This window comes from Aporhodopirellula rubra, assembly GCF_014192335.1.
GTDB classification, from domain to species: Bacteria; Planctomycetota; Planctomycetia; order Pirellulales; family Pirellulaceae; genus Rhodopirellula; species Rhodopirellula rubra.
Genome location: NZ_JACHXU010000009.1, coordinates 20,520 through 42,665, shown reverse-complemented (window position 1 = coordinate 42,665; position 22,146 = coordinate 20,520). Strand labels below are relative to the sequence as shown.

General features: G+C 53.1%; 13 protein-coding genes and 1 pseudogene. 9 read left to right on the top strand and 5 right to left on the bottom strand.

Translation table 11 applies throughout. The features are described 5' to 3' along the window. Nucleotides 1-158: 158 nt before the first annotated feature. On the top strand, nucleotides 159-518 hold the full coding sequence (locus FHS27_RS13540; protein ID WP_184305466.1) for a SpoIIAA family protein: 360 nt from the start codon (nucleotides 159-161) through the stop codon (nucleotides 516-518). 2 nt (nucleotides 519-520) lie between these two features. Further along, nucleotides 521-3,069, top strand: a pseudogene (gene glgP / locus FHS27_RS13535) (alpha-glucan family phosphorylase). A 183-nt stretch (nucleotides 3,070-3,252) separates the two neighbouring features. Here the strand turns inward: glgP and FHS27_RS13530 are convergent. Beyond that, on the bottom strand, nucleotides 3,253-4,380 hold the full coding sequence (locus FHS27_RS13530; RefSeq protein ID WP_184305465.1) for a PAS domain-containing protein: 1,128 nt from the start codon (nucleotides 4,378-4,380) through the stop codon (nucleotides 3,253-3,255). A 629-nt stretch (nucleotides 4,381-5,009) separates the two neighbouring features. Here FHS27_RS13530 and FHS27_RS13525 point away from each other — a divergent pair. The 4 genes from FHS27_RS13525 to FHS27_RS13510 all read left to right on the top strand — a co-directional run bounded on the left by FHS27_RS13525 (nucleotide 5,010) and on the right by FHS27_RS13510 (nucleotide 12,251). Next, nucleotides 5,010-5,636, top strand: a complete 627-nt coding sequence (locus FHS27_RS13525; RefSeq protein WP_184305464.1) for a response regulator transcription factor — start codon at nucleotides 5,010-5,012, stop codon at nucleotides 5,634-5,636. A gap of 326 nt (nucleotides 5,637-5,962) precedes the next feature. Beyond that, on the top strand, nucleotides 5,963-9,241 hold the full coding sequence (locus FHS27_RS13520) for a PAS domain-containing protein (protein WP_184305463.1): 3,279 nt from the start codon (nucleotides 5,963-5,965) through the stop codon (nucleotides 9,239-9,241). A gap of 183 nt (nucleotides 9,242-9,424) precedes the next feature. After that, the gene (locus tag FHS27_RS13515; RefSeq protein WP_184305462.1) at nucleotides 9,425-10,204 is read left to right on the top strand and encodes a response regulator; all 780 of its coding nucleotides are present in this window, start codon (nucleotides 9,425-9,427) and stop codon (nucleotides 10,202-10,204) included. A gap of 115 nt (nucleotides 10,205-10,319) precedes the next feature. Continuing rightward, entirely contained in the window at nucleotides 10,320-12,251 is a 1,932-nt protein-coding gene (locus FHS27_RS13510; RefSeq protein ID WP_184305461.1) for a hybrid sensor histidine kinase/response regulator, read from the top strand. 118 nt (nucleotides 12,252-12,369) lie between these two features. On the opposite strand, the gene FHS27_RS13505 is transcribed toward FHS27_RS13510, so the two are convergent. From FHS27_RS13505 to FHS27_RS13495, 3 genes are all read right to left on the bottom strand, one after another. Further along, the gene (locus tag FHS27_RS13505) at nucleotides 12,370-13,845 is read right to left on the bottom strand and encodes a family 16 glycosylhydrolase (protein WP_184305460.1); all 1,476 of its coding nucleotides are present in this window, start codon (nucleotides 13,843-13,845) and stop codon (nucleotides 12,370-12,372) included. Between the two features lie 622 nt (nucleotides 13,846-14,467). After that, nucleotides 14,468-15,484, bottom strand: coding sequence for a GGDEF domain-containing protein (locus FHS27_RS13500; protein ID WP_221225097.1), 1,017 nt, complete (start codon nucleotides 15,482-15,484; stop codon nucleotides 14,468-14,470). Nucleotides 15,485-15,765: 281 nt separating this feature from the next. Continuing rightward, complete coding sequence (locus FHS27_RS13495; RefSeq protein ID WP_184305459.1) at nucleotides 15,766-16,302, bottom strand: hypothetical protein; 537 nt, start codon at nucleotides 16,300-16,302, stop codon at nucleotides 15,766-15,768. Here FHS27_RS13495 and FHS27_RS13490 point away from each other — a divergent pair. The 3 genes from FHS27_RS13490 to FHS27_RS13480 all read left to right on the top strand — a co-directional run bounded on the left by FHS27_RS13490 (nucleotide 16,302) and on the right by FHS27_RS13480 (nucleotide 21,135). Beyond that, on the top strand, nucleotides 16,302-16,733 hold the full coding sequence (locus FHS27_RS13490; protein WP_184305458.1) for a hypothetical protein: 432 nt from the start codon (nucleotides 16,302-16,304) through the stop codon (nucleotides 16,731-16,733). The genes FHS27_RS13495 and FHS27_RS13490 overlap by 1 nt on opposite strands. A 293-nt stretch (nucleotides 16,734-17,026) precedes the next feature. Next, the gene (locus FHS27_RS13485) at nucleotides 17,027-19,747 is read left to right on the top strand and encodes a right-handed parallel beta-helix repeat-containing protein (protein WP_315854560.1); all 2,721 of its coding nucleotides are present in this window, start codon (nucleotides 17,027-17,029) and stop codon (nucleotides 19,745-19,747) included. Between the two features lie 89 nt (nucleotides 19,748-19,836). Continuing rightward, entirely contained in the window at nucleotides 19,837-21,135 is a 1,299-nt protein-coding gene (locus FHS27_RS13480) for an SGNH/GDSL hydrolase family protein (RefSeq protein ID WP_246419749.1), read from the top strand. 163 nt (nucleotides 21,136-21,298) lie between these two features. Here the strand turns inward: FHS27_RS13480 and FHS27_RS13475 are convergent, their stop codons facing one another. Further along, a complete protein-coding gene (locus FHS27_RS13475) occupies nucleotides 21,299-22,033 on the bottom strand; it encodes a metallophosphoesterase family protein (RefSeq protein WP_184305457.1) in 735 nt (244 codons plus the stop codon). Nucleotides 22,034-22,146: the final 113 nt, after the last annotated feature.

The window sequence follows — 22,146 nt, the reverse complement described above, 5'->3', positions numbered from 1 at the left end:
CATCACGCTGCCCATATTCGCACATGCGTTGTCAGGGTGCACGCATCGTGTCCATGTTCGATGCGTTATTTAGCGGGGATTTTGATTTGGCATTGCATCTGCTTCGTCGTTTCGCGTGATCAATTCTTAACAACCATTAAACGTAATGAGGTGAAGTGATGTCGGTTGAACTCAGCGAAATTCAAGAAGGCAACTATCTGGAAATTCAAGTGACGGGAAAACTGGACAGAGCAGCCTATGAACTGTTTTTGCCTTCGGTGGAGCGCCAGATCGAAGTGTGCGGTAAGATCCGGATCCTCTTCGCGATGCACGATTTCCACGGATGGGATGCCGGGGCGATGTGGCAAGACATCAAGTTTGACGTCAAGCATTTTAATGACATCGAACGGTTGGCGATTGTCGGCGAGAAGAAATGGGAACGAGGAATGGCGGTGTTCTGCAAACCATTCACGACCGCCAAAATTCGCTACTTCGACGTTAGCGAAATCGACCAAGCTCGCGATTGGTTGGCGGAATAGCCATGTCTGCCAACCCAAGGCATGTCCATCCGGTTTACGATCTCCTGCCCATCGAGATCGATGGTTTTGAGTCTCTGGCCGAGTTGGCGTTGGATCTGCGGTCGTCGTGGAATCACGCGACCGATGTGGTTTGGCGGGGATTGGATGAAGAACTTTGGGAGATCACCCACAATCCTTGGGTGGTGCTGCAAACGGTCTCGCGTCAGCGAATCGAACATGTCCTCGATGATGCCGAGTTTCGGTCGAAAGTCGATGAGCTATTAAACGCGAGGCGGGAAACGGCCGAGCAACCGGCATGGTTCCAACAAACACACGCCGAATCACCGCTGAAGTGTGCGGCGTACTTTTGCATGGAGTACATGCTCAGCGACGCGTTACCGATTTATTCCGGAGGGCTGGGGAATGTTGCGGGCGATCAACTGAAGGCGGCCAGTGATTTGGGCGTGCCCGTAGTCGCGGTTGGATTGCTGTATCAACAAGGCTACTTTCGACAAGCCATTGATGCGGCGGGACAACAACAAGCCCTCTATCCGTATAACGATCCCGGGCAATTGCCGATCCGTCCGCTTCGTGACGCGGATGGAGAATGGTTGCGACTGAAAATTAGCCTGCCCGGTTACTCGGTTTGGTTGCGTGCGTGGCAGGTTCAGGTCGGTCGTGTGAACTTGTATTTGCTCGACAGCAACGACGCGGGGAATTTTCCGGAACATCGAGGAATCACCAGCGAACTGTACGGCGGTGGACCGGATTTGCGTTTGAAGCAAGAGATGATTCTCGGCATCGGCGGTTGGCGATTGCTGGAGGAATTGGGCATTGTTCCGGACGTGTGTCATTTGAACGAAGGCCACGCCGCGTTTGCGGTGCTAGAACGCGCCAGTTGTTTCATGGAGACATCGGGACAGCCATTCGACGTGGCGTTGACCGTGACGCGTGCGGGAAATCTGTTCACGACGCACACGGCGGTGGAAGCGGGGTTTGATCGTTTTGCACCGGATCTGATCGAGCTGTATCTGAGGCGATATGCGCAGGAAAGGCTCGGCATTTCTGTTCGCGATCTATTGGCCCTCGGGCGGCGAAACCCGGACGATGATTCGGAACCGTTCAACATGGCCTATTTGGCGATCCGTGGCAGCGGTAGCGTCAACGGTGTCAGCCGTTTGCACGGCCAAGTCAGCCGCCGCATCTTCGAGCCGTTGTTTCGGAACTGGCCAGAATGGGAAGTGCCGGTGGGGCATGTGACCAATGGCGTGCACATGCCGAGTTGGGATTCCGCGGCGGCTGACGATATCTGGACACACTTGTGCGGGAAGGACCGATGGCTCGGGACGAGTGAAACGTTGGAGTGCGATATTTGCCAGGTTTCGGACGAACAACTGTGGCAATTCCGGGTGGATTCCACGCACGCGCTGGTCGACTACGCACGGCACCGTCTATCACGTCAGCTCGCCGGTTCGGGATCATCCCCTGAAGAAGTCGAAGAGGCCAAGCACCTGTTTGATCCGAACACGTTGACACTCGGCTTTGCTGTCGTTTTGCGACGTACAAACGTCCAAACTTGTTACTGGATGACCCTGATCGTCTCTTGCGTTTGTTGACGAACACGGAACGTCCGGTGCAGTTGATCATTGCCGGAAAGGCTCACCCGGCGGATAGAGCCGGGCAAGACTTAATTCGCCAGTGGATTGACTTCATCCGGCATCCCGTCGCTCGACGGCACGTGATCTTCCTGAGCGATTACGACATGTCGTTGACCGAACATCTTGTTCAAGGTTCCGACGTTTGGGTCAACACGCCCCGGCGTCCCTGGGAAGCGAGCGGTACCAGCGGTATGAAGGTGTTGGTCAACGGCGGCATCAACTTGTCGGAACTCGATGGTTGGTGGGCCGAGGCATACACGCCCGAAGTCGGTTGGGCGATCGGCGACGGGCAAGAGCACGGCGATGATCCGGCATGGGATGCCAACGAAGCCGAGCAACTCTACAACGTGCTCGAGAACGAAGTCGTGCCCGAGTTTTACGATCGCAATGAACAAGGCATTCCGACGAAATGGTTGGCACGGATGCGGGCCAGCATGTCACGACTGACGCCGCAGTATTCCGCCGCTCGCACCGTTCGTGAATATACCGAGCAGCATTACCTGCCTGCCGCCATCGCCTTTCATAATCGATCCACGCTCGGCGGTACGGTGGGAACCAATATTGTCCACTGGGAACGGGCGCTGCGAGAGAAGTGGAGTTCGCTGGCGTTTGGGGAGCTGCGAATCAGCTCGAATAGCGACGGACATCACTTCGAAATTGACGTGTATTTGGACGGGCTCGATCCGAACTCTGTACGAGTCGAACTGTATGCCGACGGTGTCAACGGCGAGTCGCCTGTTCGGCAAGAGATGAACCGATTCGACGCGTCAAAGAGCTCCGAACCGGATTGGGCGACCTATCAGGTGACCGTGACGGCCATGCGTCCCGTGGCTGACTTCACACCGCGTATCGTTCCGAAACACGAATCTGTCAACGTGCCACTCGAACTCGACCTGATTCGGTGGCAACGGTGAGTGTTTCGATTTGACCAGTTTCTGCGAAAGTCGAGTCGACTGACTGCGGGCGAATTGTGGCGGTCGCTGATGTGTACGACGCACTGGCATCCTAACGCGTTTGCAAGGATGGGTTCTCGTTCCACGCCTTTTCTTCAATGCGATATTCCACGAGTCCTTGGAGTCCTTTGTTGTCTACGCCGTTCATGTTACGGTTTTCGATTTGGCGATTTCATATTTGGGTGGATCGCCGGTATCGGCACACATCTCGTTGATCTCTTTTTTCAAAGCGATGATCTGCATTTCATGCCCGATTGCGATTCGATTGAATGCTTCGAGTTCTTTCAGCCTCGCTTGCAGCGATTCGCTGGTAGCCTTTTCGTGTTCGCTGATTTCTTCCAATTCTCGTTTGGCTTTTTCGAGCGAGTCGACGTGAGCGGCGAGTTGTTCTTCGATTTGCTTGCGTTCAGTGATATCGATTTTGACCGCAACGTAGTTGGCGACCTTGCCGTCATCGTCGAATACCGCCGTGATCGAGGTGTCTTCCCAGAACAATTCACCGGATCGACGGCGATTGCAAATTTCACCTCGCCATACTTTTCCGTCGAGAAGTGTTCGCCACATCGATCCGTAGAAATCAGGAGGATGAACACCTGATTTCAGTATGCGAGGACTCCTGCCGATCGCTTCGGCGCTGGAGTAACCGGTGACTTCTTCAAATTGTGGGTTTACGAATTCGATTCGTGCTTTGGAGTCGGTAATAATCACCGAAGCGGGGCTTTGCTCGATTGCCCGACGGAATGTCCGCATCTTTGCGGGGAATGGTTCCGTCATCACCAGATTGTCTGTCGGTACCGTCTGCGTCGTCATCGCCGCTGCGGCGGAGTCAATTGCATTCGTATCCGTTGCTTGGCGATGTGACTCAACCAATGCGCCGGTATGACCGTTTGAAGCGATAGGAGAAAGGTCATTGAACAATGGCTGATGCGCCGGCGGTTGCGGCACGATTCCGTATGACTGGTTCGCCGCGTGAGACATCGCGGCGTCTTGCGTTCGGTACGCGACGATCGAAACAACTCCCACGAGGATTAACACCGAAAGCGGCAAGTAAGAGACGCGTTCGGTTTGCGAGAATACCGGCAAGAAAGGCGGAGTGGATGACAACGTCGCGTCCAATGTTGTCACGGTGGTGTTATCGACTCGCGCATTGCTCGTGCTGGTTTGCAACGTGGTACGCACCAGAAAAAGTAACGAACTCACTAGCACGAGACCGGTGAAGAGTCGTCGATTGATCATGAAAAAGCTGCTTCGCAAAAACATGGATGGATACATGGATTGGCCCTTTTAGCGGCTGAGCCATTTGGGATATCGTGCGATCGGCAGCGATGCGTATGCCGCCGGCGGCGTATTTGGAGCGGATGCCGAACGCATGAATTGATGTCTCGGTTGAAAGCATGTGCCGGTTATTGGTCGTTGCATGTGGCGAAACGTCAACGCCGCCAACGATTGCGAGTTTGATGATCTGTTGCCGAGTTTCATCGGTGTGCCCCTTATCGATGCCCGTTGTTCTGTGCCCGTTTTGATTCACTGAAAAAACACCCCCTTGAATGGCGGTTGTGCTCTTCAGGTATCAATAACTAGCTCCCCGCAAATCAACAAACGCTAGAAATAGTGCCGGAATAGGGAAACCCTTATGTGCCAGTGCGCCGAATTTGACCGATCCTTACGCATACAGCCGACCTACCAGCGTACCGACATAACCCAGTCGTCGGACGTCCGATTCGCTTGGGGCAAGCGGGTCGGGCTGGTGGGCTGGCTTCGGGATTTGGGCCTTCGATTTCGGGCCGCTGGTGGGCGAGCCCGACATTTCATACGATCGCTATAGTCGTACCTCAACAGCAGGCGATGCTCGGCCGAATTCAACCGAGCGGATCTTTGGTACCTCTAGTAGTATCTATGACATGAACTCGCAGATTCAATCAATTGTCTACGTCGTGGACGACGATGACGTTGTCCTCCGGGGCGTCGTGCGGTGTCTCGAACAAGTCGGGCATCACGTAATTTCGTTTCGATCGGCGGAAGACTTTCTCGATCAGTATCAGGATGATCACGTCGGATGCTTGGTACTCGATCTGTGCCTTACCGGTATGAGCGGACATCGGCTTCAGGAGGAACTGCGGGAACGGGATATCCGCATCCCGATTCTTTTCATGTCCGGGCACGCCAGCATTCAAGACGCGACCCAGAGTTTTCGAATGGGCGCGGTCGACTTCCTTGAAAAACCGCTCGATATTGAATGCTTGAAACATCGTGTTGCCGCTGCGATTGAGAAAGACCGAAATCGACGAGTGAAGAAACGCAGGCTCGACGAAATTGGACGTCTGATAGACGGTCTGACGGATCGGGAAAAGGAAATCATGCGATTGGTCGTTGACGGGATGGCGACCAAAAAAATCGCTTATCAGCTCGACATCTCACCGAAGACTGTGGAAGTGCACCGCAGTAACATCACCAAACGCATGTGCGTTGAATCGGTCGCTCAGCTCGTGGGAATGGTGACGGAATACCGTTTGGCCAACGATTCCTAAATCGATCCGTAGGCTTGCAAATGAGCGTGCGATGTTGATGTGTTCGTGCTTAATCTGAACCGCTGGTTGGAAGCCACTCGGCCAGACGGTAGGATCTGGGATGGTTCATCCCGTTTCTGCAATTCACTGATTCTGTGTTCACTGATTGCAACGGGATCCGATCGTCTCGGGAGCAGAGGCGGTACTTTCCACGCTTGATCCGTTATCGATCAGATTGACAACTTTTCGCAACGGGGGCGGAGTTCTGGGCAAACTGAATTTGATTGAGTGGTGTGGCAATGACAAGCGAACACGCCTCATCGGCCGGACATTTACGAACCGAGCAGATGCGTGCCGAAATAGAAGTGCTGCGCACTCGTTTGGCAGAAAAAGAGCGAATCATCCAGTCGCTCGGTCGGCAGGCGGTCGATGGCAACACGGTGACCGGAGCCGACGTATCGGGGGTGGTCAGTGAGGGTGTGGAAGCGTCCATCATCACCCAATCTCAAAACCAAGAGCATTACCAATCGCTCTTTGAGAATTCCCCAGTGCCGTTATGGGAAGAGGACTTTTCCGAAGTCAAGGCGTACATCATGGGGCTCGTCGCAGATGGGATCGCCGATTTCAGGTCATACTTTGAGATCAATCCGAGCGAGGTTGTTGCGTGTGCCCAATTGATAAAGGTAACTGATGTCAACGTTGCGGCATTGCGACTGTTTGAGGCGAATTCCAAAGAGGAATTGCTGGCCAATTTGAGCTCGACATTCACTGAGGCATCTTACAAAGCTGTTCGAGAGCGATTGATCGCCATCGCCAATGGGCAGTTCGTTTTTGAATGCGAGGCAATGGCGAAGACACTTCGCGGTCACGATATCGACATTTACGTGAAATGTGCTGTTGTCCCAGGGTATGGAGACTCATTGCGAAAGGTGTATCTCACGACATGGGATATCACGGAGCAGAAAAAGGCTGAAAAACGGCTTGTCGAAAGTGAAGAAAAATTCAGGGGGCTCTATGAACAGTCGCCACTGGCGATTCAGTTATACGATTTGCGTGGTTGTCTGCTCTCGGCAAATCAAAAGACATTGGATCTGTTTGGAGTCGACGACACGAGTCAGCTCGATGGTTTCAATTTTTGGGATGATCCCAATCTGTCATCCGAAAACAGGGAGGCTCTCCGGCGAGGCGAAGCGGTCGTTGTTTCGGCCTCCTTCAATTTTGATTATTCAAATACTCCCATTCAATTTAAGACCAGCCGAACTGGCGTCATCCATCTCGATATGTACGTGATCCCGCTAAGAATCAAAGGGGAGACGACCGGTTACGTGGTTCAGATTGTTGAGGTGACGGCCCAAAAAAAGGCTGAACAAGAATTAGCAAAGGTCGCAGAGGAACGTTGGCACACACTGAGTAAGTTAAGCACGAGCCAGCGTTTGCGGGAGCACGCCGAACACATTGGAAAAGCGGGCAGTTGGGAGCGAGAGATCGCTACCAATCGGGTCATTTGGTCGGCGAACATGTTTGATGTCTTCGGGGTTCCGCCTCAAGAGCCCACGCTCGATCTGCTGTTTTCCCTGATTCATCCCGAAGAGGTTGGTCAGTGGAAACGCCATTTTGATGAAATGATCCTCCGTAGCTTCGAGCCGTTTGAATATGACTATCGTATCGTGCGGCCCAATGGAACTATCGCATGGATTCACAGTGTGGCGGAAGTCCTTCGAGACAAAAGCGGGACGGCGGTCAAACTGGTTGGAATGGCTCAGGATATCACTGAGCGAAAGCAAACCGAAGTCGAGCTTCGCCGAAGCGAACGCAGGCTCAAAGAAGCCCAGAAGGTGGCGCACCTGGGCAACTGGGATCTGGATGTTCGAACAAACCAATTTGACTGGTCCGACGAAGTCTATCGCATTTTTGGACTGGAGCCGAATTCAGTTGACGTTACTTATGAATCCTTTTTGGAGTTTGTCGTCGCGGAAGACCGACCTACCATCGATGACGTGTATCAGATTCTAGCCAACAACGGGAAAGCCGAATTTGAGTATCGAGCGATGCGTCAGGACGGTGAAATGCGTTGGGTATCGGGCCGAGGTGAAGCGTATTTCAGTGAGGCAGGCGAGCCGCTGAGAATGTTTGGGGTTGTCCAAGATGTCACCGAACTCAGGAAGGCCGAAGAAGAACTGCACCGTATCGAATGGTTGCTCACTAAATCGGCTCCGACCGATGCGTCTGAGTCGGAACGATTTCCGCCCTATGGTGATCTCACCGAATTGAATACCGAACGCACGATTGCCGATTCGGTCGGAAAAGAGACGCTCCGTGATATCGCGGCCGACCTGATGGCGCTGTTGGGGACGTCAGTTGCCGTGTATGAAGTCAATGGTGATTATGCGTTTCGGGTTCTGCGGTCGGATTGGGTTCGTTTGATTGACGAAAAATCTCGCGAGGGATGTGGAACGCGAGATAACGCCGAGGCAATTCGCAGTGGGAGATGGAATTTTCACGAGGACTGCTGGAACTGCACTGCCGCGCCCTCGATAGAATCCGGACAGCCGGTCGATAGCATTTGCGGCTGTGGGAGTCGTGTCTATGCGGTGCCAATCCGTGCGGGAGGGAGTGTGGTCGGCGCGATTAGTGTTGGTTACGGAACACCGACCACCGACCCGTCGGTTCTCGAAACCATCACCGAAACGCTGGGGGTCGATGTCGACTCGCTGCGTCGAGCTGCGTCCACTTATGAGCCACGCCCCAAGTACATCATCGAAATGGCGAAAGAGCGGGCTGCGAGTTCTGCACGTTTGATTGGTGAAATTGTCGAACGACGAAGGTCCGAAGAGAGATACAGGGAGACGCAGCAGCAACTTTTGAAACAGCAGGACGAGGCGAAAAGGCGAGTTGAGGAAGAGTTGGAGAGAACTCGCGAACGCCTGGTGCGCAAAACCCGGCTGGCGGCGATCGGCCAATTATCCGGTAGTATCGCTCACGAGTTGCGGAATCCGTTGAGTGCGGTCCGGAACGCCGCCTACTTTTTGAAGAGACACGGATTGAAGGAAGAAGACAAAACGATACGGTTTCTCGATGTGATCGATCGACAGACGACGCGAGCCGACCGAATCATCAATAACCTTTTGGAAATGACACGATCGAAAGCCCCCGTGACATCGGGTGTCGACCTGCATCGGGCGGTAAATGAGACCTTGAAACAAGTGGAAGACATGGGCGACGTTCGTTGCAGGGTCGTGACGACGCCAGATCCCTTCTTGTTTTTTGTCGACGCAGGACAATTCAAACAGGTTGCTGCAAACCTGATCCGCAACGCAGTACAGGCGATGGGCGGCAATGGCGAATTGATCATCGAAGCAACGCGGAACGACGCCGACGACATAATCGTTTTTCGTGATAACGGACCTGGAATCGATGCGGATGTGCGTGACACATTGTTCGAACCGCTCGTGACATCCAAGACGACGGGCACTGGACTAGGACTGTCGATTTGTCGCCAAATCATCGAACGACACGGCGGGACCATTGCCGTCGTTGAGGGGGATGGGAGTGGAGCCGCCTTTCAAATTTCACTTCCTCGGCAACCGGACCAAACCGGACGTGCTGAGGTAAACTTATTGTCGTAACTCACACGGAACTGCATCACTGATTCACATTGTTGACATGCGATAGATCGAGGAAAGCGTAGTCATTGTCTTTGCAAGTCTCGGGAAGATTCATCAACACGCTTTCGTTTTTCATCAACCTCTGAACTGTGTTCACGGATCATTTGTCTTTCGGTTGTCGCTGCATCAAGAAAGGAAACCACTATGACTACTGAACTAACTGAAGGAACGACCTCAAAAATTCTCGTCGTTGACGACGAGGAAAGCATGCGAGAAACCCTGGCGGCTATTCTCGAGGCGGAGGGATATCAGGTCGTTACGGCGTCTACAGGGGAAGAGGCGGTCGAGCGTTGCAGTCAAGAACGTTTCGACGTCGTACTGATGGATGTTCGCATGCCGGGGATTGATGGCGTCGAAACGTTTCGCCGAATTCGGTGTCATCAGACAGGCCTTCGTGTCATCTTGATGAGCGCGTACTGCACTGACGAAATGAAGGAGGCAGCGTTGGATGATGGGGCGGTAGCGTTTCTGCCCAAACCGCTCGATCTCGACAAGGTGATCGGGCTGATTCACGATGCCACCGACATTGCGATTTTGGTCGTCGAAAGTGAAGAACGCACTTCGTCTTTACTGAATCAGCAACTCAGGCAACATGGTTATCGTGTTACGGTGGTCGATTCTCCGGATCGTGCGGTGGAGTTGGTGCAACAGATTCGTTTCGAACTGATCTTCATTGACGTCGCACTTCCTGCGATGAATGGACTCGAACTTTATTTGGAGATCAGGAAAAGATCACGCAATTCCGTGGTCATCATGATTGCAGGATTAGATAAAGAACTGGAGGCACTCGCCCGAGCCGCTGTTGAGCGAAATGCGTACACGTTTGTTAGAAAACCACTCGATATTGACCACGTTCTCACCATGCTGCAGCGTCTGATCGGACGGAGGATGTCCGGTGACCAACGTAAACCGGATACGGTATGAACACGTCGAAGCCCGTTTCGTCACACCGCGCCATCGATGCTTCGCACCGATCATGTCACGGGGGTCGTCAGTGAGTGAATCGGCGAACGTACATCACCGACCGCGTGTTCTTCTCTTGGACGACGAAGAAGACTTACGAGACACGGTCGCTGTGATTCTCGAAGCAGAAGACTTTGACGTCGTTGTCTGTGGTACCGCGTCGGAAGCACTCGAACGGTTGGATTGGGGCGACGTTGATGTTGCGGTTGTTGATCTTCGGTTGCCTGATCTCGACGAAATGACATTGCTCGAAAGGCTGAGCGACTTTTCGGACGTGATTCCATTGATTATTCACACCGGTTTCAGCTCGTATGAGTCGGCTAAGGAAGCGATAAATTGGGGGGCATTCGCCTATGTGGAAAAAGCGGGAGATCCCGAAGAACTCGTCCGGCACGTGCGTCGCGCCATCCATCGGCACCTCGTGCAAAGGGCGCATGATCTCGAAGAGGCCGTGGCACAACGAACTCAGGAACTGAAGACGTCAAACGATTCACTCCGTCGTATCCAAGCGGACCTCGCTCGAGCGCAGCACATTGCCAAGTTGGGCAGTTTCTCCTGGGAAGTCAGCTCCGGCGTCGTGACTTGGTCGGATGAAACGTATCGCATCTTTGGTGTCGATCCTGACGAGACGGTACCCTCGTTTGAGGTTGCCAAATCTCTTATCTATCCAGAGGATTTCGAGCTCTGGTCCAATGCGCTATCGCAGGCGGTGGAAAGTGGCGACTGGTTCGATTGTGAGCACCGGGCTTTGCGGCCGGACGGCGTTGTCGTTTGGATTCGCAACGAAGCAGAAATATTTCGAGACGAAAACGGCAACGCCGTGGGGCTCTTTGGTACGGCCCAAGATATCACCGAACGCAAGGTCGCCGAAGAGAAGTTGCAGTCGAGCGCCAAGCGTTTTCGTGCGCTCTTTGAACAGGCCGGCGACTATTGCATGATCTTGGATCCGAACACCGAGGACGGAATTCCGATCATCATCGACGCGAGTCAGTCGGCGTACACGATGCACGGATACACTCGTGAGGAATTCGTCGGCAGACCGGTCGCCGACATTGATGACGCCGAAGGTAGGCGGTTGGTCAAGCAGCGAACGCGGCAAATCATGACCGGCAAACCTTTCTATGTAGAAAACACGCACGTCCGTAAGGACGGTTCGTTCTTTCCGGTTGGTGTCCACGCAAACCGGATTGACGTTGAGGGTGAACCTCCGCTGATCTTTACGACCGAATATGACATGTCCGAACGAAAGGTCTTGGAACAAAAATTACGTCACACGCAAAAGATGGAAGCCATTGGACAATTGGCGGCCGGAGTCGCGCACGAGTTCAATAATTTGCTTTGCGGGATCCTCTGTAACGTTGACGTGTTGCTCAATGAAAAGCCGGGCACGTTGCCACCTGAAATCCAACTGGCATTGGAAGATGTGAGGAGTTGTGGTCGTCGGGGTGCAAATCTGACGAAACAGTTACTCACTTTTTCGAGACAGAAAGCGCCCGATGTCTCACCAATCGACATCAATACGGTTATTCGTGGTTTGGACCGGATTATCCAGCAAATGGTCACGGACAGGATCACATTGGATTTTCAACTCGATCCTGAATTGCCATCCGGCAAAGCCGACCGCGGTAAGGTCGAACAGGCAATCATCAACCTCGCCAGGAATGCCGGCGATGCGATGCCCGACGGGGGAACGTTGTCGGTGCACACGACATGCGAACAGCTCGATGAAAGCCGGGTGTCTTCATTTGAACAGGCGAGCTCCGGTTGTTTTGTAAAGATGAGCATTGCTGACACAGGTTGTGGAATGACATCTGAAATCCAAAAACGCATTTTTGAACCGTTCTTTACAACCAAACCGATTGGTCAGGGGACCGGGCTCGGTTTGTCAACCGTGTTCGCGGACGTCACCCATATGGGAGGTGGCGTCGAGGTTGAAAGTGAGGTCAACGAAGGGACGGTCTTTCATATTTACTTACCCACGACAGGAAGCGTTACGAATGACTCATGACGTCCTTCCGAATAGGGCGATCAACCGACGACGATTTAGGTCGCGATCATCACGGTGCTCTAACACCGAGTCAGCGCCAACGCATTAATGTGCGTCTGCATCAACGATGCGATCGAGATCATTGTTTCCGGAATACACGTACGTAATCGACAAGTGCTCGTGACATTTCTCGAGATTGTGCCGTGTCGGAGACGAATGGGCCTTCGGTCCGCCCATCGCCCTGGTTGGGATCCCAGGCGTTCGGCTTAAAATCCATTGTCAGAAGAAGCATCATGTCGACGGGATCGGTCGGAATGTTTTCGGTGAATGTGTAATAAAGTTTTCCGTCGACGTAGCACTTCATCGAATCCTTCGACCATTCAATCCCGTACGCGTGGAATTGATCGTCGTTGACGTCGACGTACTCGGTCGGACGAGGGCGTGATGCCGAGTTGAACTGTTTGGATTCCGATCCTGAGATTTTTTTCCAGTGGTTTGCCACGATGAAGCTCTGTGACATGTACTGCGGTGCGCCCTTGGCTATTTCGATGATGTCGACTTCGGTCCCGTCCGCGGGGTTACCGTTGTAGGCGCGGGTTTCCGAAAACAACCAAAATGCGAACCAGGTTGAATACCCCAGCACCTCGTCCGTGCGAACGCTCGCACAAATGTACAACGGACCGTCGGCGGGACTAAAGAATCGTCCGCCCCATTTGACGTTGTTTGGTTCGGTGCTGTCCCATCGCTCGGGATATCCACTGAGCAGGTAAGCCGCGTTGACCTTGGGGCCATGTTCGTTGGTTTGTGTTTTATCGCATACGATCCGGAGCACCAGTTGCCCTTCACCGTTGAGAACATGGTTCCCAGACTTGGTGCTGTACATCCAAGCGGAATCGGCGGTTGAGCCGCTCCACCGAATTCCTTTTGCCGCGTTTCGCTTGAATGAGTCCGGGGCGTAGCCAAGCAACGGATACCACCCTTTCGGCTGACCATTACCGCTGAATTCATCCGCCCAATCTAATTGCCAATCGCCCGGTGGAACCCATGCGTTGTTTCCCACGGGGATTCCGATGGCAAATCCATTTGGGGTCACGGTGACTGATGCCGGAGCGTCCTCCTTGGACACTTCGTTCGTACCTTCCTTCGGCTCGGTTGTGGGCTCGCTATCTTTCGCAGAGACGCCCGTGACATGAATTTTGGTTACCGTGGCTTCTGAGAGCTTTTTCCAATCGCGTGAGTACAGCACGACTTGCCATAGGTAGCTCGCATCGATGTTGGCATCCGATGGAACGGTGACTTGGAGTGTTTTTGTTCCTGAGCCTGCAGGGGCGTTCACAGCGGCTTCCGATTTCTTTTTCCAGTCCGTCGTGAACAATTGAAGCTGAATGATTCCTTCGTTGGGGGATTCAAAATCGACGGTAACCGATGACGGTTGCCCACCAACGAGCGAGTCGTCGTGCTTGGAAATACGAATGGATTGGGAAGACGCAAATGGCAGGCCCACCAAAATCATCAGCAGAAAACGAATCCATCTGCCGAGAGATGCCGCGAAAAGAGAAGTGTTTCGTTGCGGTATTACGGTGGCAACATGGGGGCTGGGGGTGGTTTGCTGCATGATGATTTTGGTCCTCGAAATTCAGGGAACAAGAGATTCTGTATTGTCGCGAATCAATCTGGGGGAGTCGCGGCTGGCCGCTTGTTCATTTCTTGAATTCCTTCGGCCGTCAACTGAGGTCCAGGCTTACTGGTCTCGTCATCGATCGAGACGGTGTTCTGATTGTGTTCGGCAATCCGTCGAGAATGTCACGGAATTTGTTGGCTGCGTATTGACCTAAGACACCTTGGAATATCGCTCGTGTTCGTGCAGCATATTCGGAGTTTTATGTGCCGTCCCAATACACCTTAACGTACATCTGAAGATCAATGCGATCGCCTGGGCTAGCGGTGTAGTTGATGCGTTCTTGCGAAGAGAGGCTCCTGCCGGGGCACTGGGGCTAAAGCAACGCAGTGACGCTTGTGTTCCAAGGAACGCACGAACCGCGGTTCAATTGGGGGGATGGCCCCATCGCGTTTTCACCTCCATGTGGGTTGGAAACTTGTTCCCAAGATGCCTGTTGTTCGATAAACGGCATCCGTCCAACTAAGGAGCTAAGGTTGCCGTTGGAGCGAAGACGTGCAATCGCCCTGTGATGCGTCATGAGGGTGTGAACCGAGGAAAGCTGTGTCTACTTCGCTGGTTAATCCTCAAGCACTACGCTGTTACGACCCGCTTTTTTTGCTTGATAGAGTAATTTATCGGCGCGGATGAACCAGGTCTTTGCGTCGTCGTCTGATCGGAGTCTCGCGCCACCGATCGATAGCTCAACGTTTCCGAGTTCGACAGAGCCAGCGCTCAGTTTCAACGGCGTCGAGGCGAATGACTGACGTATGTTCGACGCGACCCGTGTGGCTTTCTGATGATTGTCGGTGAACAAGATGATCGCGAATTCATCGCCACCGAGACGCGAGATCGGAGCGTCAGGGCAGAGTTCGGTAAGATGTGTAGCGACGTACCGGATTACTTCGTCACCGCACTTATGGCCGAAGGTGTCGTTAACTTGTTTGAAGTGATCGAGGTCAATCAGTAGCAAGAATGAATAAAATGCTTCCGCGCCCGCGAGCGACAAGGCACGATGAATGTCGAGATCAAAATGCCGTCGGTTGCCTAGGCCCGTTAACGTGTCGGTGGTCAATGTTTTTCGTGACTCCGCGATTTCTTCCTGCAGTGCTCGCACCTCCGCCTCGGATGCTTCGAGCTGCTCGCTGAGGATTTGCACGCGTTGTTGCATGGCGCCATTGCTCGCCAATATTTTATGCGCGCACGAGACGACTGTGGAGTTCGTAGGTGATTCGTCTTTCAGCGGTTCACAGGCTTCGTCCAGGTCGGCGCGGAATTGAGTCCCTGCAACCAACTGAGTTGCGATGGCTGACTGCAATGATGCCAATTGCTTCGCCAAGTGATCGCTCGTTTCATCATTCGCGCCGTCAGGATCGACGCAGTATTGCTGATGAATCTCTTCCAGCTTTTCGACACTGACGGCCTTAGCATCGTGAACGGCGTAGTCCAGGTTCGCAACGACCGTAACGATGCCCTCTACGTATCGATACCAGACTTTGTACACGTTGGGAGACGGCGGCGTATGAAATTTGCCGACGTACCAGAGAGCTCGGCGAGCAATGTCAAAGGGCGTTCGATGAGAAGTAGAGTGTGACATGTTGGTGATACCGAGATGTGATAATCCAGTTCATCAAGCGCGAACGGTCACGGCTGGTGGCTCATGCTACTTCTTTCGGGTGGTGCGGCGGAGCGTCTCGTGAAAACTTTGAGAATGACGAAAACTATTGATACCGCGGCGAGTCACTCACGCTAAGAATCTTACTTTCGGCATAACCGCGATTCTCGCGCCGTCAAATTGTGAGCTTGGCACGCTTACTCGCTCTGCATTACTCGGCGGCTGCACCAGTCGTGTTTGATTGTCGGACGAGGTGGCTTCATTTACAGTAGGTCGCCGAGGCTGCCTAAGGATTCTCCGACGCAATCGATTGCGCCGTTGGCGGCATCGGTGATTCCTTCGGTAACCGAGTCAACGGTGTCAGATGCCGTTTGTGATACTGAGTCAGTCACCTGTTGAGCCGTTTCGGTGACCGATTGAAAAGCGGCGTCCTTGATTTCCCGACTGGTGTTCGCAACCTCTTCGATGGAGGCTTGTGCTGTCTCTTTCACGGCAACGAGGCCTTCTGTGAGGGAGTTCGCTGCGTCGGATGCCGTTTGCGATACTGAGTCGGTCACTTGTTGGGCCGTGTCGGCGACCGATTGAATCGCGGCATCCTTTATTCCACGGCCGGTGTTTGCGGCCTCCGAGATCGTTGATTGAGCGTTCTCCGAAACGGCGATGACGCCTTCGATGGAATTGGTGCCAAGGGTAACTGCCGCATCGATCGCAAGATCCGCACCGTCTTGCAGCAACGCTTTTGTGCGTTCGAGGAGTCCCTTTTCTTGGGGGCGATTTTGTGCGTCTATTGGTTCGTCCATTGTCAATCAATCCCGGAGTTGAGGTGCGCCCAGTATATCTATCTTTGAAAACCGGAATTCGTGGTTTTCAAACTTTGAGGGCACCAAAGTACCACGATGAAGGCGCGAATTGCGGCGGAAAAATGTTGTTCCATGACGCGGGACGATTGGCGATTCGCCGGTTAAATCGACGCATGACACACGGTTTTGGGATGATGTTCAGACACTTTTGCGAGGCTCCACGCTCGCTCGATTCGCAAACTGTCATGACATTTTTGGGGGGGATTTCGGTTGAAACCACTGAGGGATTGCAGGCGGGTGTTGAAGAAACAGACGAGGGTTTCAAGTTTTCCCGTGATTTCGCCGTTCTATTCGCCATTAGTCGATATCGCAGAACTCGGACGCACGGGCGACTGCCAGCAGGTTTTGTTGTGTGGATAGATGGCGTTTGAGTGGGCTGATTGTATTCGCGGTCTCACTTGAAATCGCCCGCGAGTCCGACGTGGCGAGATTTTGCGAGCGTCGATTCAAGTCTGCTATGATTACCGCTTGCCGCAGTTGATTTGAGCAAGTCGCCCTTCCGCGCAGATGCATGATTGGCCCTCAGCTCTCGATGCGGTCCCTCCCCATCCTCCCTCCTTGGTTAGCGAACATCGATATGAAGATGCTGGCTTTGACATGGTTCGCGCTGTTGGCGACCACTGCACCTGGTTTTTGTGCCGAGCACGTTTCGATTGAGTCTGATGTGACTGATTGTAGATTCAATTCCTACGAGTCACTGTTGCATTCATTTGATTCCGTTTCGTTCACATCCAACGTTGGAAAGATGACTCAAACGGAGTTTGGGATCGGAGCTACGAGAAGTACCGATTACCACCTGACCAGTGCATCGGAGACGACCGAACATGCGAGCCACTCATCGACGACTTCGGGCACTGCGACGGTCGGGGAGACGGTATTGAAGGTTAGCCCTTCGGGACCGTTCCACAGCATTCAGGCAGCCCGAGATGAAGTTCGAAAGCGTCGAGCGGAAGTACCGGATCAGGCGTTTCGCGTTGTAGTCGAAGATGGGTTTTATGAAATCACGGAACCAATGGTGTTTGGGGTAGATGACGGCAATGTTGTTTACGAAGCCGCCAAAAATGCATCGCCTGTTATCTCCGGTGGTCAACGGATTGTCTCGCAATGGTCCAAATCCGCAGACAATCTCTGGACGTGTCAAATTCCACGGGATCAGCGTTTCGAGCAACTTTGGGTGAACGGAAAACGCGCCGTTCGGGCTCGCGAGCCCGACGAATTCTTTTTCTACTTCGAACGGTCTAGTGAAAACCTGATCGACGACGGTAAGCGAGCCCGACAAGTGTTGACGGCCCGACCTGAAGATGTCGCAAGTCTCAGGGGTTTGAGTGACGAGGAGATTCGACAAGTGCAGTTTTTGGCGTTTCATAAGTGGGACACGACTCGCCGATTCTTGGAACGTGCGGATCTCGCCACCGGACGTCTCGTGACCTCAGGCCGCGGTATGAAGTCTTGGAATCCGCTAACGCGGAACACGGGATACCTGCTCGAAAATTATCTCAATGCGTTGGATGAACCCGGGGAGTTCTTTCTTTCGGCTGAGGGCACTCTTCACTATTACCCTCGACCTGATGAAAAGATGGATGACGTCGAGTGCGTTATCCCCGTCTGTGAACAACTCTTAGTCATCAAAGGCGATTCGGCGAAGGATCGTTGGGTTGAAAATCTGACGTTTCGTGGACTTTCGTTTCGACACACCGGAAACAGGACTCCGCCCGGTGGTTACGAACCTGCTCAGGCGGCCGCGTACTTAGGGGCTTCGGTGCAAGTTGATGGCGCCAGGAGTGTGACCATCACTGACTGTGAGATTGGTCATGTCAGCAACTATGGAGTTTGGTTTCGCAAAGGGTGCCGCGATTGCCGGCTCGAACGTTCTCGCGTTCACGATCTTGGCGCCGGTGGTGTGCCAATCGGTGAAACAGGCATTGCCTCCAATGAGTCGGAATGGACCAGCGACATTGTCGTCGACAACAACATCATCCATGACGCGGGGCATTTGTTTCCATGTGCGGTTGGCGTGTGGATTGGAAATAGCGGATACAACCGTGTGACTCACAACGAGATCGCGGACATGTACTACACCGGAATATCGGTGGGTTGGCGCTGGGGATACGGATCCAGTTTGGCCAAAGGTAACCGAATCGATTTCAATCATATTCATCACCTCGGTAAGGGATGGCTCAGTGACATGGGCGGCATTTACACGCTTGGCCCTTCGCCGGGCACCGTCCTGCGAGGAAATCGGATCCATGACATCGAATCGTGGGGCTACGGAGGTTGGGGACTTTACAACGACGAAGGCAGCACGGGCATTCTGATGGAAAACAATTTGGTCTATCGAACAAAGTCCGGCGGCTACCATCAGCACTACGGTCGTGAGAACGTCATTCGGAACAATATTTTCGCGTTCGGGCGTGAGTATCAAGTTCGTCGAAGCCGAGCGGAGGATCATCTTTCGTTTACTTATGAACGCAACATCGTCTGTTATGACACCGCGACGTTGTTTCATGGCAAGTGGGGCGATGACGGCGTCAAAATTGGAGGCAATCTATATTGGCGTATGGGCGAAACGATCGACGTCGGCGAGATAGATACCAGCGATGAATCGGTAATCGAAGATCCGCAATTTGTGGATTCGAAGAACGATGATTTTCGTTTTACCGACCTCTCGGCGGCCGCAAAAATCGGTTTCAAACCGTTCGATGTCGACAAGGCAGGCGTTTACGGTGATCGTGAATGGATCGACCAGGCTAAATCATTGAAGATGCCGGAGATGGTGTTGCCGCCGGAACCGCTTCCTCCTCCTCCGCCTACATTCCGAGAGGACTTTGAATATGGCGAACTTCCGTCGGGAATCGGAATAAGTGCCGAGAAGAATTTGAGTTTCGTACGAGTCGTCGAGACTCCATTGGCGAAGAGCGGAACCCACGCGTTGCAGATCGTCGACGCGCCGGGGCAAAAGCATCGCTATTACCCGATGTTCTCGTTCTCACCCAAACTCAATCAGGGAACCGTTTGTTGCAAGTATTCGATTCGACTCGACAAAGACGCTGTTTTCCAACATGAGTGGCGTGATGCTTCCCAGCCATATCAAATCGGACCGAGTTTATGGTTCGAAAATCAAATGCTGCGAACGCCCCAGCGAAACCTGACTGACATTCCTGTCGAGCAGTGGGTGGAGATTGAATTGACCGCAGCGATTGGCGATCACGCGGGCACATGGAGCGTGTCGGTCACGGTCGAGGGCCAAGAAACACAGACGTTTCAGGATCTTCCGCTGGTTCATGAGCAATGGAAAAGTCTCGACTGGTTGGGCTTCGTTAGCCAAGGGACCGAGAACGCCACCATTTACATCGACGACATGCAACTTTCCGAAGTGAATGATTGATCGACTTGCGCGGATGTTGCACTCGCTAGGCACGTCCCCATCTCCACGAGACTTAACTTAACATTTCTGGTTGACCGAGTGATTGACGAATGAAACGAAAAAGCTGTCTTGGAATGCTGTTGGTTACCTTCCTTGCCGCCTCGTGTGTGGCTGGAGACACGCACGTTAGACGCGACGCGGTGGAATGTGCGCCCCGCAACGGACTGCCCAACTTTCTAGCCAAGGTGGACGCGGGGAAGAGTGTGAAGATTGCCTATCTCGGGGGTAGTATTACAGCCGCGCCCGGATGGCGAGTTCAATCTCGCGAATGGTTTCAAAAACAGTATCCTGACGCCCAATTTGAAGAAATTCATGCCGCAATCGGTGGCACGGGATCCGACCTTGGCGTGTTTCGATTGCAGAACGATGTTCTTCGTCATCAACCCGATATGATGTTCGTCGAGTTTGCCGTCAACGACGGTGGAACGTCGCCGGTACAGATTCATCAAGCGATGGAGGGAATCGTTCGTCAAACGTGGAAGGCAAATCCCGACATCGATATTTGCTTCGTATACACGTTGACTGAGGCGATGTTGAAAGATCTCGCGGCAGGCAAAATGCAGCAATCAGCCAGCGCAATGGAAGAGCTTGCTGATCATTACCAAATTCCGTCGATCCACTTCGGCGTCAAAGTAAACGAGCTGCACGAAGCGGGCGAGCTGGTGTTCAAAGCACCCAAGCCCGAAAATATCGCTGATGTGAAACCGATGGTTTTCTCGAGCGACGGTGTGCATCCTCATGTCGAGACCGGGCATCGGTTGTATACCGAGACGATTGCTCGCAGTTGGCCGGCGATTCGGAAAGCCAGCGGGCAAACTGAACCGCACGAGCTGGTCGAGCCGCTGCGTGAAGACAATTGGGAACACGCCAAACAGGTACCCATTACCGAGCGAATGTTGCACGGTGAATGGAGGAAACTCGATGCCGCCGATTCCCTGGCCAAGCGTTTTAACAAGAATTTTCCCGAGATGTATCAGGCAATGAAACCAGACGCTTCCTTGAAATTCACTCTCGATGGAACTGCCGCTGCGGTCTTTCATCTGCTCGGTCCCGACGGTTGCGAAGTTCAAATTCGAGTTGATGATCAAGCCCCGTCGTCACGCAGGAGCATCGACGGTTACTGCACGTATCATCGCATGAGCAAACTAAGTCTTGCATCGGGGTTGCCGCTAGGCGTTCATCGATTCGAAGTCACCGTGACGCCCACACAACTCGACAAGCGTGAGATACTCTTCGAGAGCAAACGTGCCTACTTCGATGAGAATCCGAAACGCTATGAAGACCACACTTGGTACATCGGTTCGCTGCTGGTTATTGGCGACGTCGTGGAAGACGAAGTATCGGAGTGACGTCGCACTTTCTGGAGTGAACGCGTCATTTCGTAGGGAATCTACAACTGCGATTCCGATTGCGGTGGAATTGCTCGTTGGGGAACGATCCATTGGTAACTACGCCGATGATTAGATACTCGCATTGGAGCTTCGTCATGTTGTTTTTTCGAATGTTGTTTTTCTAGCGTCCTCCGGGGAGCCGCGCACCGTGGATGTTCTCGGTATCAGGATCGTCTTCGATCTTCCGTCGTGTTTTTTCGATGTCGTAGTCGACGCGATGAAAAGTAATTGATGTGTCATCGAGAATCGCATAGGCGGCGCGAGGATCCGTATCACGTGGTTGCCCAACCGATCCTAGGGTGACGATAGTTTTCTCGTCGGTTGGCAAATCGTATGTCTTGCCATTCTGAGGAGTCGTGAATTCCCAATTCGATTGGTTCCTGCGAAAGATGCCAGGGATGTGGGAGCCGCCCCCGATGAACGCATGTTGTGAATGGTTGGCGATGCGGTCGAGTTTTTTTCCGCAGTAGATTTCTTCTGGAAAAATCCAGTCTCGCACGTTTCCGGGGACGCCATGGAAATGCAAGATTCCGTTCGATGTGAACTCCGATTGATACGAAGCGATCGTTTCAAAAAGCTCGCGCGCGTCAGGCGAATCGCTGAACCGTTTTCGTAGTCGTTGAATTGTTGCATTGATGGTCGGACTCCATTGATCGGGGCGATGATCCAACATCGAAGTGTCGAGTGGGCCAGCGACGACGGAATGCCAGGATCCTGATCGGCGAACGCATTCGATGGAGTCAGGTCCATAGCAAACGACGTCTCCTAAACAGATGATTTCCAAACCAGCCGTTTGGTTTTCCACCGCATCGAGGGCTTCGAGATTGCCGTGAACATCGCTAATGAGAGCACGCATGAGTTCTTTTCCGAGAACGCGAATGATTGCGTCGTGATTTCTGTTTTGCTGACAGTCGCCGCTCGCATTTATCCGCATTCCAATCTGTCCGGAGACGGAGTTTTGGTTTTGCA

Coding starts and splice junctions, on each gene's coding strand:
- FHS27_RS13505 (WP_184305460.1), bottom strand. CDS start 13,845: ATGCAGCAAACCACCCCCAGCCCCCATGTTGCCACCGTAATACCGCAA.
- FHS27_RS13530 (WP_184305465.1), bottom strand. CDS start 4,380: ATGTATCCATCCATGTTTTTGCGAAGCAGCTTTTTCATGATCAATCGA.
- FHS27_RS13480 (WP_246419749.1), top strand. CDS start 19,837: ATGAAACGAAAAAGCTGTCTTGGAATGCTGTTGGTTACCTTCCTTGCC.
- FHS27_RS13475 (WP_184305457.1), bottom strand. CDS start 22,033: ATGCGTGCTCTCATTAGCGATGTTCACGGCAATCTCGAAGCCCTCGAT.
- FHS27_RS13495 (WP_184305459.1), bottom strand. CDS start 16,302: ATGGACGAACCAATAGACGCACAAAATCGCCCCCAAGAAAAGGGACTC.
- FHS27_RS13515 (WP_184305462.1), top strand. CDS start 9,425: ATGACTACTGAACTAACTGAAGGAACGACCTCAAAAATTCTCGTCGTT.
- FHS27_RS13525 (WP_184305464.1), top strand. CDS start 5,010: ATGAACTCGCAGATTCAATCAATTGTCTACGTCGTGGACGACGATGAC.
- FHS27_RS13500 (WP_221225097.1), bottom strand. CDS start 15,484: ATGTCACACTCTACTTCTCATCGAACGCCCTTTGACATTGCTCGCCGA.
- FHS27_RS13540 (WP_184305466.1), top strand. CDS start 159: ATGTCGGTTGAACTCAGCGAAATTCAAGAAGGCAACTATCTGGAAATT.
- FHS27_RS13520 (WP_184305463.1), top strand. CDS start 5,963: ATGCGTGCCGAAATAGAAGTGCTGCGCACTCGTTTGGCAGAAAAAGAG.